13 protein-coding genes are annotated in these 12,318 nt (G+C 55.2%); 8 read left to right on the top strand and 5 right to left on the bottom strand.

Annotated elements, in window-relative coordinates; translation table 11 throughout:
* The 3 genes from BG910_RS01810 to BG910_RS01800 are packed head-to-tail and all read left to right on the top strand — an operon-like array spanning position 1 to position 2,427.
* On the top strand, positions 1 to 1,137 hold the full coding sequence (locus tag BG910_RS01810) for an amidohydrolase family protein (protein ID WP_198344812.1): 1,137 nt from the start codon (positions 1 to 3) through the stop codon (positions 1,135 to 1,137).
* Positions 1,138 to 1,180: 43 nt separating this feature from the next.
* Complete coding sequence (locus BG910_RS01805; protein ID WP_089035365.1) at positions 1,181 to 1,477, top strand: YciI family protein; 297 nt, start codon at positions 1,181 to 1,183, stop codon at positions 1,475 to 1,477.
* A 2-nt stretch (positions 1,478 to 1,479) separates the two neighbouring features.
* On the top strand, positions 1,480 to 2,427 hold the full coding sequence (locus BG910_RS01800; RefSeq protein WP_089035364.1) for an aldo/keto reductase: 948 nt from the start codon (positions 1,480 to 1,482) through the stop codon (positions 2,425 to 2,427).
* Between the two features lie 73 nt (positions 2,428 to 2,500).
* Here the strand turns inward: BG910_RS01800 and BG910_RS01795 are convergent, their stop codons facing one another.
* Positions 2,501 to 3,367: an AraC family transcriptional regulator gene (locus BG910_RS01795; RefSeq protein WP_089035363.1), complete on the bottom strand. Its 867-nt coding sequence runs from the start codon at positions 3,365 to 3,367 to the stop codon at positions 2,501 to 2,503.
* A gap of 160 nt (positions 3,368 to 3,527) precedes the next feature.
* On the opposite strand from BG910_RS01795, the gene BG910_RS01790 reads away from it, so the two are divergent.
* Both BG910_RS01790 and BG910_RS01780 read left to right on the top strand, forming a co-directional pair.
* A complete protein-coding gene (locus tag BG910_RS01790; RefSeq protein WP_089035362.1) occupies positions 3,528 to 4,151 on the top strand; it encodes a DUF456 domain-containing protein in 624 nt (207 codons plus the stop codon).
* 235 nt (positions 4,152 to 4,386) lie between these two features.
* Positions 4,387 to 4,902, top strand: a complete 516-nt coding sequence (locus tag BG910_RS01780) for an NAD(P)H-dependent flavin oxidoreductase (RefSeq protein ID WP_089035360.1) — start codon at positions 4,387 to 4,389, stop codon at positions 4,900 to 4,902.
* A gap of 177 nt (positions 4,903 to 5,079) precedes the next feature.
* On the opposite strand, the gene BG910_RS01775 is transcribed toward BG910_RS01780, so the two are convergent.
* Together BG910_RS01775 and BG910_RS01770 are read right to left on the bottom strand one after the other, a co-directional pair.
* Positions 5,080 to 6,213 carry a glycerate kinase gene (locus BG910_RS01775; protein WP_089037086.1) on the bottom strand — a complete coding sequence of 378 codons (1,134 nt, stop codon included), beginning with the start codon at positions 6,211 to 6,213 and terminating at the stop codon, positions 5,080 to 5,082.
* Between the two features lie 98 nt (positions 6,214 to 6,311).
* Entirely contained in the window at positions 6,312 to 7,571 is a 1,260-nt protein-coding gene (locus BG910_RS01770; protein WP_089035359.1) for a GntP family permease, read from the bottom strand.
* A 184-nt stretch (positions 7,572 to 7,755) separates the two neighbouring features.
* On the opposite strand from BG910_RS01770, the gene BG910_RS01765 reads away from it, so the two are divergent.
* The 3 genes from BG910_RS01765 to rpsO all read left to right on the top strand — a co-directional run bounded on the left by BG910_RS01765 (position 7,756) and on the right by rpsO (position 9,492).
* Positions 7,756 to 8,913 (top strand): CdaR family transcriptional regulator, encoded by a 1,158-nt coding sequence (locus BG910_RS01765; RefSeq protein ID WP_089035358.1) that lies wholly within the window; start codon positions 7,756 to 7,758, stop codon positions 8,911 to 8,913.
* A 35-nt stretch (positions 8,914 to 8,948) separates the two neighbouring features.
* The gene (locus BG910_RS01760; protein WP_157694007.1) at positions 8,949 to 9,119 is read left to right on the top strand and encodes a hypothetical protein; all 171 of its coding nucleotides are present in this window, start codon (positions 8,949 to 8,951) and stop codon (positions 9,117 to 9,119) included.
* 103 nt (positions 9,120 to 9,222) lie between these two features.
* Positions 9,223 to 9,492, top strand: coding sequence for a 30S ribosomal protein S15 (gene rpsO / locus BG910_RS01755; protein ID WP_089037085.1), 270 nt, complete (start codon positions 9,223 to 9,225; stop codon positions 9,490 to 9,492).
* A 56-nt stretch (positions 9,493 to 9,548) separates the two neighbouring features.
* Here the strand turns inward: rpsO and BG910_RS01750 are convergent, their stop codons facing one another.
* Both BG910_RS01750 and BG910_RS01745 read right to left on the bottom strand, forming a co-directional pair.
* A complete protein-coding gene (locus tag BG910_RS01750) occupies positions 9,549 to 11,009 on the bottom strand; it encodes an efflux transporter outer membrane subunit (protein WP_089035356.1) in 1,461 nt (486 codons plus the stop codon).
* A gap of 193 nt (positions 11,010 to 11,202) precedes the next feature.
* The gene (locus BG910_RS01745) at positions 11,203 to 12,318 is read right to left on the bottom strand and encodes an ABC transporter permease (protein WP_089035355.1); all 1,116 of its coding nucleotides are present in this window, start codon (positions 12,316 to 12,318) and stop codon (positions 11,203 to 11,205) included.

The raw sequence follows: 12,318 nt of genomic DNA, 5'->3' as shown, positions 1-12,318 counted from the left end.
ATGGGCTTAACTCGCCGAAAATTATTGGGTGCGGCGGCTATACTGACAGTAGCAAACAAGGTATCGGCTGTGCCTGTTTTTGGACAGCCTGCCGAAAAACTCAAATTGATTTGCGTAGAAGAGCATATCAACGAGTTGCCGATTATCCGCAACAGCATGGCTCAGGTTTTGCAACAAGCCCCTTATTTGGCGGATTGGGGCAAAGACGTGGCGGACGTATTTGGCGAACAGGACACGAGCCGGCCACGCATCAATTTGGCAGCAGAAACAAACCGTAAGTTATTGGATTTTGGTAAAAACCGCATTGCCGAAATGGACAAGCAGGGTATTGATACACAGATTTTGTCATTGGCAGGTGCTCCGCAGTTTATTTTGGACGGTAAGGGCGTGGCATTGATTCGCACGCACAATGATCAACTGGCGGCAGCGATTCGTACCTATCCGCAACGTTTTGGCGGGTTTGCTTCCTTACCGTGGCAAGACCCGAAGGCAGCCGTTGATGAAGCCAGACGCTGTGTAAACGAATTGGGGCTGAACGGCTTTTTGATTAACGGCCGCCCAAGCGGAGTTTTTTTAGATGATGCACGCTATCTGCCTGTTTTAAAGGCAATCAGTGATTTGGGTAAGCCGCTTTTCCTGCACCCCGGCATTCCGATACCGACCGTACAGCAAGCCTATTACACAGGCTTTAATCGGGAAGTCAATGCACGATTGTCCATGTTTGCATGGGGCTGGCATCACGAAGTGGGCGTACAGACCATTCGTTTGATTTTGGCAGGTGTATTTGAAAAATACCCAAATTTACAAGTAATCAGCGGACATTGGGGCGAGCTTGTGCCATTTTATCTGCAACGCTTGGACGATGGTTTGCCACAAGCGGCAACAGGTTTGTCGCGTGGTATTACCGAAACGTATCGTGAGCACGTCTATCTGACACCAAGCGGTATGCTCAGTTTGCCGCATTTGCAATTTGCCCAGTCGGTGGTGGGCGTGGACAGGATTTTGTTTTCGGTGGACTATCCTTACTTGTCGCTCAATGGTGCACGCAATTGGTTGGAAAATTTACCAATTCCTTATGCAGACAAAGCCAAAATCGCCCATCAAAATGCTGAAAAACTGTTTGGAACATCGTTTTAACCCTATTTCATTTCTCTTATTTTTTACTTAAAGGAAAAGGCTCATGTATTTAATCAACATCACCCTAAACATGAACGAAATCCCAGCCGACCGTGCCGAAGCCATGTTCGCCGAACACCGTGCGTGGTTCGTCCGGTATTTTGACGCAGGAAAATTTTTGGTGCTGGGCCCTTATTTGGACGCACAGCACGCAGGCGTGATTATCGCCAAAACCGACAGCCGTGCCGAATTGGACGACATTTTGGCCGCCGATGTGTATTGGCAAAACGGTGCGGACTATGAAATCCGTGAATTTAAAGCAGCGATGGCGGCAGACGTTTCTGTCCATCAAGGAGAATAAGTATGAAAAACTTACCCAAAATCGCCCTAGGCACTTGGTCGTGGGGCACAGGATTTGCAGGCGGTGATGCCGTATTCGGCAACCATCTGAGCGATGAACAGATGCAACAGGTCTTTGACACCGCCATGCAAAACGGCTTGAATTTGTGGGACACCGCCGCCGTGTACGGCATGGGGTCGTCTGAAAACGCACTGGGCAAAGCCATCGGCAACCGCCGTGCGGACGTGGTTTTGTCCACCAAATTCACCCCGCAAATCGCCAACGAACAGGCACAAAATGCGGCGGTAGAAATGATTTTGGGTAGTCTAAACCGCCTAAACACGGATTTTATTGACATTTATTGGATTCACAATCCGCACGACGTGGAACGCTGGACACCGATGCTGATTGAGCTTTTGCAGACAGGCAAAGTAAAGCGTGTCGGCGTGTCCAATCACAATCTGGCACAAATCAAGCGTGCCAACGAGATTTTAAAGACCGCAGGCTTTGCCGTCTCCGCCGTGCAAAACCATTACAGCCTGCTGTACCGCAACTCGGAAGAAGCGGGCATTTTGGATTATTGCCGTGAACAGGGCATCACGTTTTTTGCCTATATGGTGCTGGAACAAGGGGCGTTGAGCGGTCGTTATTCTCCCCAAAATCCCTTGCCGGACGGCAGCCAACGCGCCCAAACGTACAACAAACTCTTGCCCGAATTAAGCGTGCTGACGCAAAAAATGGCACAAATCGGCGAAACCCATCACGCCGACACCGCACAAATCGCCATTGCCTATGCCATCGCCAAAGGTGCGTTGCCGATTATCGGAGCAACCAAACCGCAACACGTTACCGATGCCGCAGCCGCCGCAAAAATTGTGCTGACTGACGAACAGGTCGGCGAACTGGAAGCCTTGGCACAAAGCATCAACGTCAATACCCGTGGCGGATGGGAAAACGATATGCTGGCGTAGGTTTTTACAAATGAAAAACGCCGTCTGAAAAATAAATTTCAGACGGCATTTTGCTTTTTAAACCACAGTGCATTTACCCAAAAGCAGTGTTCTTATCCACATCGTCCCTTGGGCTGACCCCAAAGGCTCTTTTGTATTCACGGCTAAACTGGCTGAGACTTTCATAGCCCACGGCAAATGCCGTTTCGGAGACAGACCGTTTTTCTGTCAAAATCAGAAAATTGGCGTGATTTAACCGCAGTTGTTTTTGGTATTGCAAGGGGCTAAATCCCGTTACCGCCTTGAAATGATGATAAAAAGAAGACTCGCCCATGCCCGATAAGTCAGCGAGCTGTGCCACGGTGATTTTATCGGCAAAATGGGCATACAGATGGTCGCTTGCTTTTTTGATTTTGTGCAGATGACTGTCTTGGCTGACAAAAGCCGTCAGGCTTGCCCCTAACGGTGTGGACAGCAAATGCACCATCAGCTCTTGTTTGTAGAGTTCTGCTAAGGCAAGGTTGGGGTCGTCAAGCTGGTCAATGAGACGGGCAAGACAGTTTTGGACAGGGTCGGTCATCTTGGTTACCGCCACGCCTGATGAAGATGCGTGATGGTTTATGGTTTGGATTTTTTGGATAATCTCGCCCAGCCATTTTTCGTCCAACGCCAAATTCAAACTGACAAATTGCGGTCTTTTATCCAGTTTGAATTGCACTTTGATGGGCATATTAAACGGCACAAAAAGCACATCGCCCGCCTGCACCGTATAACACTGTTCACCCAAAAATATCTCTTGCTCGCCCGACAGGATAAAGGCAAGCAAAGTATGCTCGGCTAAGGTGTCCACCAAAATGGGGGGCTTTGCCACATTGATGCTGATGTGTTCAATCGCACTTGGTTTTAGCTTGTCATGTTGTCCGGCATGGCGTAACAGCGTATTTAGGGTGTTTGGGGTCATGGCGTATCCTTTTTTGATGAGTTTAGCATATTTGGACTTTTGGGCAAATATTTTGGAGCATTTGGCAAGATAAATTTCTTAAAACATCTATAATAAACATCATCAACTTGACACATTCAATTTGAAATTTCCCCCCCCCCCTGATATAGGAGTATTTGTGATGAAACGCAATATTATCGCCACACTGTTTAACAACCAACCCCAAGCCTTTCAGGCGTTTAGCGAGCTAAAAGCCTACAAGCAGACATCGGATACCGTCATCGTCCAAGCCTTACTGCTCAAAAAAGAAAACGGCGTGATTACGCAGATTGACAACCATGATTTTGATGCCGAAATCAGCAACAAAGCCTTAGCAGGCGGGCTGATTGGCTCGGCGGTCGGTGTTTTGGGCGGCCCTTTTGGCATGTTGCTCGGCGGTTCTTTGGGAGCATTGTTCGGCACGCAGATTGGGGCAACCGAGACACTGGGTGAAGTTGGACTTTTGTACAGCACCGTTGAAAAAATGCAAGATGGCGATACCGTGATTTTGGTGTTGGCACTTGAAAAAGACGAAAGCACTTTGGACGCATTTTTCGGGCAATACGACACCGTTACCGCACGTTGGGATTTGCAGGCGGTGCAAGATACGGTAGCCGATAAGCTAAAAGCTGAAATTGACGCTCAAAACATTGAGCAGTCTGCCGAAAAAGCCAAAAAAGCCCAAGAACGGGCGGACAAGTTCAATGAATTTAAAGCAGACGTGCAAAGCAAACTTGATGCGTTTGCCAAGAAATTCAAATCGTAGTCGGATAAGATAAAAAACAAACACCGTTTTTTAAAATAAAAGCGGTGTTTTTTATTGGGATTTTGCAAAAGGCTGTATGCCGTCTGAAAAATAAATTTCAGACGGCATGCTTGTTTTCAGACGACCTAAAAACCACCTTTCCAAATCCGAAAACCAACTTTCCGTTTTTCGCCATTCCCTACCAAATATAAAATCATTAAAATAACCCCATTCCCTGATTTCAAAGGGAAAAACCATGCAAAACCGCATCACCCAAATCCTAAACATCAAATACCCCATCGTCCAAGCCCCGATGAGCTGGATGACCGATGCCAAATTGGTTGCCGCCGTTGCCGAAGCAGGCGGTGTGGCGGACGTGCGTGGCGTGCGGGCGGCATTCGCCCTTGGTGCAGAAGGCGTATGGGTCGGCACGGCGTTTCTTGCCACGACCGAGAGCCGTATGGCGGACAACGTCAAAGAACTGCTGGTCAAAATGACCGCCAACGACCTGCACATCTACCGCACCAACCCTGCTTACTACCGCTCTGTGCCGACAGCGTTGAGTGCCAGATTGGTCGCCATGGACGCACAAGGGGTGAGCCGTGATGAGATAGAAAAGGCGAGCAAAGCAGGCACGGGTATGTGTCTGGGAATGCTGGAAGGCGACCTGGAAAACGGCTATATCTCGGTGGGCAACGGCGTATCGCTCATCAAAGAAATCCGCCCTGTCAAGGCACTCATTGATGATTTGATGCAGGATTTTAAGGCGTAGCTTGCAGGGGGCGAAGCCACCGCTTTTCAGACGGCATCAAACGGTGGGGCGCATCCACCTTACGGCGCGGGAATGTTTTCAGACAAGCTTTCTGTTTTGAGGCTGCCTGGAAAGGTAAACAAAAAAGGCCGTCTGAAACTTTTCAGACGGCCTTCACCGTATGTATCCGTATCCGTCCTATTTCCCCAGCCGATACAGCCTGCCCACGTTTTGGGCGGCGGAAATCAGGTTTTCGCGTCCTTGTTTCAGGATTTCTTCCAAGGAGGCGGTGTGGCGGATGATGGGGAACACAGCGTCGATGCCGGCTTGGTAGACGACTTCGTAGTCTTCGCGCAGGCAGCCGACGAGGGCGATGACGGGTTTGCCGAAGCGTTTGGCGGTTTTGGCTACGCCGACGGGGGTTTTGCCATGGACGCTTTGCGCGTCCATGCGGCCTTCGCCGGTAATGACGAGGTCGGCGTCGTGCACTTTGTCGGCCAGTTTCGCGGCTTCGATGATGATTTCTACGCCTGCTTTGAGTTCTGCTTCGGGCAGGAGCAGCAGGCCGCCGCCCATGCCGCCCGCCGCGCCTGCGCCTGCGTGGTCGCGGATGTTCAGGCCGGTGTCGCGCGATACGGTGGCGGCAAAATGTTCGAGCGCGGCATCCAGCTCGGCGACGGCTTCGGGGCTTGCGCCTTTTTGCGGGCCGAACACGGCGGATGCGCCGTTCTTGCCGCACAGGGGGTTGTCCACGTCGCAGGCGACTTCAAAGGAAACGTTTTTCAGACGGCCGTCGAGTGCGGACAAATCCACTTTGTCGAGTTTCGCCAGGCTGCCGCCGCCGTAGCCGATGTCGAGGCCGCCTGAACCGGTGAGCTTCGCGCCCAAGGCTTGCAGCATACCTGCGCCGCCGTCGTTGGTGGCACTGCCGCCGATGCCGAGGATGATTTTTTCCACGCCTTTGTCGAGCGCGGCTTTGACCAGTTCGCCCGTGCCGTAGCTGGTGGTGATGAGCGGGTTGCGCTGTTCGGGCGGTACGAGGTGCAGGCCGGATGCGGCGGCCATTTCGATGACGGCGGTTTTGCCGTCGCCGGACACGGCGAAGGCGGCGGTAACGCGGTTGCCCAAGGGGGCGGTTACTTCGGTTTCGACGAGTTGTCCGCCAGTGGCGTCGGCCAGCGACTGCACGGTGCCTTCGCCGCCGTCGGCCATCGGCACTTTGACGTATTCGGCATCGGGCAGCACTTTTTTCAAACCGGTTTCGATGGCTTCGGCCACTTCCAGCGCGGTCAGGCTTTCTTTGAAGGAGTCGGGAGCGATGACGATTTTCATGGGTCGTTCCTTTTGATTTTTACGGGGTAGTCTGCGGGCGGTTTCAGACGGCATGGGATATTTCGTGAAAATCCGGCAAGGCCGTCTGAAAACGGGTTTTAAAATTTGAATACGCCGAATATCAGGGTCGAAATCACGGTCATCATCAGGCCGATGGCGCTCTCGTAGGGAATCAGTTTCAGGCGTTCGTTGATGTCCATGTTGACGCTGCCGCCGGTGGCGTGGAAAAACGAGCCGTGCGGCATGTGGTCGGCCACGGTTGCGCCCGCGTGAATCATGGCGGCGGCGGCGATGCCGGTTACGCCCAGCTCGACCAGCGTGCTGCCGAATACGTTGGACGCCACCACCGTACCGGCCGTGGTGGACGCGGTGGCCAGCGACATCAGGATGCCGGACACGGGGGCAAGCAGGTAGGACGGCAGGCCGGAGGAGGTAAGGCCATCGATCAAGACATTTTTCAGCCCCGAATTGGCGATGATTCCGGCCAGCGCCCCCGTTCCCAACAGCATCACGGCCACCGGCGCCATCTTGCCCAGACCGCTGACGGCATAAGTGTTGATCATCCGGATTCTGCCCATCAGCAGTGCACCGGCCAAGCCGCCCACCGGCAGGGCAATCAGCGGATCGACGGCGATGTTTGCCAGCGGGCGCAGCGCGAGCAGCAGAATCGCCACCAGCGGCGCAACCATGGCCGCGGCGAAAGACGGCAGCTTGCCGACGTGTGCTGCGGCGGCTTCGTCCCCGCTCACGCGCGAACCTTTCTTCATCAGCCGTTTGTCCAGAAAATAAGTGCACACCAGCCCGACCAACGCGGGAACGATGCCCGCCGCCATCACGGAAGTGAGCGGCAGTTGGAACGCGTCGGACGCGGCAATCGCGTTGGGGTTGGGCGAAATGATGTTGCCCGCCTTGCCGCCGCCGATCATCGCCAGCAGCACGGCGGGTTTCGACAAATCGACGCGGCGCGCCAAAGCCAGCGCAATCGGCGACACGGTAATCACGGCCACATCGACAAACACGCCCACGGCGGTCAGAATCATCGTGGCGGCGGCCAAAGCCAGCAGCGCGCGGCTCTCGCCCAGTTTTTTCACGATGGTTTCGGCAATGGAAGTCGCCGCGCCCGACTCAATCAGCACGCCCGCCAACACGCCCGCGGCCAAAATCCGCATCACGGCGGTGGTGATACCCTGAGCGCCTTCAATCATCAGCTTGACCGTGGCGGCCAAATCCGCCCCGCCGACCAAACCGCCGGCCAATGCACCCGCAATCATGCCGTAGGCAGGCGGGACTTTTCTCAAAATCAGGAAGATGGCAACAATCAGGGCAACGATTGCGCCGAGTGCGGATACGGCAGGCATGAAACACTCCTAACGGAAGGGAGATGGACAGGTGTTATGATACGGGAGGCCGTCTGAAAAAGACTTGTAAAAAGTTACAAAAAAAACAGGATGAGGCTACAATACTCTGTGTATCCGCACTGTAGTTCCACCAGTTCATTCAGACGGCATCCGCCGCCTTTGCCGAATCCAAAACGGAAACCGCATGACTTCCCTTTATTCCTTCGATTCCAAACTTGCGCAAAAAATCGTCGAGCGCACGATGAGTATCATCGGCTGCAATATCAACATCATGGATGCCAACGGCACCATTATCGCCAGCGGCGACGAAGAGCGCATCGGCCAGATCCACGACGGTGCCTTGCTGGCGTTGTCGCAGGAACGCACAGTCGACATCGACGAACACACCAAAAACCTGCACGGCGTCAGGCCCGGCATCAACCTGCCGCTGCGGCTCGACGGCGAAGCCGTCGGCGTGATCGGACTGACCGGCAATCCGCTGCACCTGAAAGAATTCGGCAAACTCGTGTGCATGACTGCCGAAATGATGCTGGAGCAGGCGCGCTTGTTTGAAATGCTGGCGCAGGATGCGCGGCTGAAAGAGGAACTGATTCTGAACCTGGTTTCCGCCGAGCAGATCACGCCCGCGATGACCGAATGGGCAAACCGCCTCGGAGTGGACATCGCCATGCCGCGCGTGGTGTGCATCATCGAAGTCGATACCGGACATCTGGGCATCGATGCTATCAGCAACGAACTGCATAATCTGCAAAATCTGCTCAACTACCCCGAACGCGACAATCTCGTGGCGATTCTTTCGCTGACCCAAATCGTTATCCTTAAGCCGGCGCTGGATGCTTTCGGCAGGTGGGATGTGAAAAACCACATGGAGCGCGTGCATCTGCTCGTTTCACGCATGAACGAGCAGACTTCGCTCAATATCCGCATCGCTTTGGGCAACTATTTTGCCGAAAGCAGCGGAGGCAACAGCATTGCACTTTCGTATCAGACAGCCAAAACCACGCTCGAAGTCGGCAAAAGCCGCTTTCCCGAGCAGAGGATTTACAATTATCAGGAGCTGGTGCTCCCCGTATTGCTCAACCAGCTCAAAGACGGTTGGCAGCGCCGCGAACTCGAGCGCACGCTGGTCAAGCTCAAACAGGCCGATAAAAACGGCCTTTTGATCAAAACCCTGCTGGCCTGGTTCGACCACAATATGCACGCCGCCGCCACCGCGCAATCGCTGTTTATCCACCGCAATACTCTGGAATACCGCCTCAACAAAATCGCCGAACTGACGCGGCTGGATTTAAACCAGACCGACAGCCGGTTTTTGCTGTATCTGGCGGTGCATATGGTTTGAGGCCGTCTGAAAATGTTGATGCTTCAGGCGCTGCCGTGCACGCGCGGGAACGGCATTGGCGGTTGCCGAGCGTCGCCGAAACGCCAGCACTGAGCGTAGCCGAAGTGTCAGACGGCAGTTCCGATTTGCACAAAAGGTTCAGGCCGTCTGAAAAAATTCCGAAAAACACACGCAAGCCGTGCAAAACCGCGCAAGCTGTGGCATAATCCGTCTGTCTTTTTTAAAGACATTCAGGAGTTTGCGCCGGTTCCGGCTTGCGCAGACTTGTCCGAACCGCAAGGTTCATTTTATTTTTTGGAGTATTCCGTTATGGCATTGTCCGTAGAACAAAAAGCACAAATCGTTAAAGATTTCCAACGCAAAGAAGGCGATACCGGTTCGTCTGAAGTACAGGTTGCATTGTTGACTTTCCGCATCAACGACCTGACCCCGCACTTCAAAACCAACCCGAAAGACCACCACAGCCGCCGCGGCCTGTTGAAAATGGTCAGCGCCCGCCGCCGCCTGTTGGCCTACCTGCGCCGTACCCGACCCGATACTTATCGCGCGTTGATTACCCGCTTGGGTCTGCGTAAATAATTTGTGCAAACGAAAACACCGCTTGGAAAAGCGGTGTTTTTTTATGGTTTGGGTTTTCAGACGGCCTGTTTTGCCGTCCATCCGCCGCCCAGCGCCTTATACAGCCCCAGCAGTGTTTGCGCTTGAGCCAGCTCGGTCTGCAAACGGTTGTCGCGGACTTCGGTTTCGCGCAGGCGGGCAGTGAGGGCGGTGTCTAAGGTTTTTTGGCCGTGTTTGAACAGCTTTTCCGCGTCGTCGGCTTCTTTAGCCGCGAGGCGGTGGGCTTCGGCAAGCTGCCGGTTTTGGCGCACCAGCGCAGCGTGGGTTTGGTAGGCATTGTCGGTTTCGCCCAGAGCTTTGAGCAGGGTTTGGTCGTATTGCAGCAGGGCCGTCTGAAGGCGGGCGTCGGCGGCAGCGACGTTGGCTTTGACGCGGCCGTTGGTGAACAGCGGGATCCGAATGCCGGCGCTAAGCAGGTTGCCCCAGCTTTGCAGCGCGGTGTCGCCGCTGATGCGGATGCCTTGCGACAGAAAATCGATGGAAAAACGCGGCAGCAGGTCGGCTTTGGCGCTGGCAAGTTTCGCGGCGTAAGCGCTGATTTGCGCGGCGTGGGCGCGGAGGTCGGGACGGCGTTCAATCAGCCCTTGCGGCGTTTGCCCCGCGGGCGCCTGCGGCTGGTTGGCGAGGATGTCGGCGCGGCCTGAGGGCAGGCTGAAGTTTTGCGGAACCTGCCCCGTCAGCACCGCCAGATTGCGCACGCGCACGGCGTATTGCGCTTCTAACGCGGGCAGCACGGCCTGCGCCGCGCTCAGGCGGCTGGCGGCCTCGTTGGTTTCGTAAGCCGTGGTCTGCCCTGCGCGGAAACGGGCGTCGGCATACTGTTTCATGCGGCGCAGCACGGCAACGGTGCGCTGCGCGTTTTTCAGACGGCCTTGCGCGGCGCGGGCTTGGAAATAATTGTCAGCGATTTCCGCCGCTACCAAAACCTGCGTGCCGTACACCTGCTCCTGCATCCCGAGCGCCGCATAGCGCGCGGCGTCGGCATCGCTGCGTTTTTTCCCGAAAATATCCGGTTCCCAAGAAGCCGACAGCGCGGCCTGGTAATTATTGCCTGAGAAACTGATGTCGTCGCCTGAAAGTTTGTCCGAGCCGGTAAACCGTGCCGCCGCCGCACGGGTTCCGTTGCTCAAAGGATTATCCGCACGCCCCGAAACCATGCGCCCGGCGGAGGCCTTCGCGCCCGCCGTCGGCCCCAAATCCGCACGCGCCAAATCCGCATTCGACCGCGCCTCGTTCAGACGGCCCTGTGCGATGAGCACGTCGAAATTCTGCTGCAAACCGCGTTCGATCAGCCTGCTCAAAACCGGGTCGTTCCATTGCCGCCACCATTGAGCAATCTCCGCGCTCCCCCGCGCCGCTTCGGCTTGGTCGAATTTCTGCGGCACGGGTAAGGTGCTTTGCGGAACGGCGGTGTGTTGGCAGGCCGCGAGGGAAAGTGCGGTGGCGAGGACGGCGGTTAAGCGGGTGGGGCGGAGCATGGGCGTTCCTTTCGTTTTGGGATGGTGGGTTTTCAGACGGCCTTTGGGGGTTTGTGAGGTTCAGGCCGTCTGGAATACGTTTTGTTTTTTCAAACGGGCGGTAGGTCGGATTCTTGAATCCGACGGATTATTTTCATAACACAGGCGTCGGATACGGGTATCCGATCTACGGCATTGCAGTTTTTCAGACAGCCTACCCCTGCTTCTCCAACATCGTGCGAAACCTCAACAGCGCGAATCCAAGGAAACAGGCGCCGAGGGCGGACATGGCGGCCATCTGCGGCCAGACGATGCCGAAGCCCGCGCCGCGGAACATCACGTCTTGGGAGAGTTTCATAAACTGGGTCAGCGGCCAGTATTCGCTGATGATTTGCGCGGCTTCGGGCATGTTGGTGCGCGGGGAGGCGGAGCCGGAAAACATCAGCATAATGATGTGAACAGGCAGCATCAGTAGGCCGAACTGAGCCATGCTGGGGGCGACGGTGGCGAGCATGACGCCGAGCGAGGCGATGGTGAAGAGAAACAGCATCATGCCTACGGCGTAGAGCCAGAGCGCGCCTTGCAGCGGTACGCCGAGGTAGAGGTGGACGACAAACCATTGCGAGGCGGTGGCGGCGGCGAGGACGACGAGGCCGTTGGCGAGGATTTTCGACATCATCAGTTCGAAAGCGTTTACCGGCATCACCAAGAGATGCTCGATGGTGCCGCGTTCGCGTTCGCGGATAACGGCGGCGCCGACCAAAACGAGCAGAATCAGGCTGGCGTTGTTGCCGACTTGGGAAACGGGCATAAACCACGCGCTTTCGCCGTTGGGGTTGAAACGCTTGCGGATCACGGGTTTGAGCGGTGCGGCGGCAGTCTGGCCGAGAAAGCCGTTGACTTCCTGATTGATAATCCGGGTGAGGTAGGACGAGCCGACGCCTGCCTGCGTCATGGTGGTGGCGTCGATGAGTAGCTGGATTTGCGGGCTGCGGCCGGCGGCAAGGTCGCGCTGGAAGTTGGGCGGGATGTCGAGGATGAAGATGTAGTTGCCCTTGTCCATCGCTTCGTCGGCGTTTTCATGCTTGACGTCTTCGGGCAGTTTGAAAAACGGCGGCTGTACGGCGTCGCGGATGCGCATCGAAAGGGGCGAGCGGTCAAGGTCGATGATGCCGACGGTGGCGTTTTTCACGTCAGTGTTGATGCCTCTGGCCACGCTGATAACCGAGCCGGTAAACATAAAGGCAATCAGCAGCATCAATACGGGATCTCCGAACAGGCTGCGGAACTCTTTCAGCACCAATGTCCAAATATTGCGGATAACGCGCAT

Origin of the sequence: Neisseria chenwenguii, from assembly GCF_002216145.1 — a bacterium.
In the GTDB taxonomy this organism is placed as follows: domain Bacteria; phylum Pseudomonadota; class Gammaproteobacteria; order Burkholderiales; family Neisseriaceae; genus Neisseria; species Neisseria chenwenguii.
The sequence above is the reverse complement of the archived record's forward strand: the minus strand, read 5'-3'. Positions and strand labels throughout refer to the sequence as shown.

Coding starts and splice junctions, on each gene's coding strand:
- BG910_RS01775 (WP_089037086.1), bottom strand. CDS start 6,213: ATGAAAATCGTCATCGCTCCCGACTCCTTCAAAGAAAGCCTGACCGCG.
- BG910_RS01810 (WP_198344812.1), top strand. CDS start 1: ATGGGCTTAACTCGCCGAAAATTATTGGGTGCGGCGGCTATACTGACA.
- BG910_RS01800 (WP_089035364.1), top strand. CDS start 1,480: ATGAAAAACTTACCCAAAATCGCCCTAGGCACTTGGTCGTGGGGCACA.
- BG910_RS01745 (WP_089035355.1), bottom strand. CDS start 12,318: ATGCGCGTTATCCGCAATATTTGGACATTGGTGCTGAAAGAGTTCCGC.
- BG910_RS01805 (WP_089035365.1), top strand. CDS start 1,181: ATGTATTTAATCAACATCACCCTAAACATGAACGAAATCCCAGCCGAC.
- BG910_RS01795 (WP_089035363.1), bottom strand. CDS start 3,367: ATGACCCCAAACACCCTAAATACGCTGTTACGCCATGCCGGACAACAT.
- BG910_RS01770 (WP_089035359.1), bottom strand. CDS start 7,571: ATGCCTGCCGTATCCGCACTCGGCGCAATCGTTGCCCTGATTGTTGCC.
- BG910_RS01790 (WP_089035362.1), top strand. CDS start 3,528: ATGAAACGCAATATTATCGCCACACTGTTTAACAACCAACCCCAAGCC.
- BG910_RS01780 (WP_089035360.1), top strand. CDS start 4,387: ATGCAAAACCGCATCACCCAAATCCTAAACATCAAATACCCCATCGTC.
- BG910_RS01750 (WP_089035356.1), bottom strand. CDS start 11,009: ATGCTCCGCCCCACCCGCTTAACCGCCGTCCTCGCCACCGCACTTTCC.
- rpsO (WP_089037085.1), top strand. CDS start 9,223: ATGGCATTGTCCGTAGAACAAAAAGCACAAATCGTTAAAGATTTCCAA.
- BG910_RS01765 (WP_089035358.1), top strand. CDS start 7,756: ATGACTTCCCTTTATTCCTTCGATTCCAAACTTGCGCAAAAAATCGTC.